Source organism: Streptomyces sp. URMC 126 (assembly GCF_051386555.1).
Taxonomy (GTDB): domain Bacteria; phylum Actinomycetota; class Actinomycetes; order Streptomycetales; family Streptomycetaceae; genus Streptomyces.
This window is the reverse complement of record NZ_JBPQTX010001168.1, coordinates 1-248: the sequence shown is the minus strand read 5'-3', so window position 1 is coordinate 248 and position 248 is coordinate 1. Positions and strand designations below refer to the sequence as shown.

At 49.6% G+C, this 248-nt stretch carries 1 pseudogene; it reads left to right on the top strand.

From position 1 onward, the window contains the following. Positions 1–248 (top strand): annotated as a pseudogene (locus tag ACSNOK_RS35535) (shikimate dehydrogenase); the annotation flags it as partial.

The window sequence follows — 248 nt, the reverse complement described above, 5'->3', positions numbered from 1 at the left end:
CCCCTCTTCTTCATGAATCTGCCTACCGCGCACTGGGTTTAAATGATTGGACGTACACTCAAATTGAGTGCACTGCCAGTGATCTTACTAGAATAGTTTCTGCTGCGGATCCCGGTATGCGTGGATTTTCTGTTACCAGACCATGCAAAGATGCTGCGTTGCGGTTTGCTGACGTTGTTTCAGAGCGTGCACATATCGTGGAATCTGCCAATACACTCATTCGTCGGGGCACAGAGTGGTATGCGGAC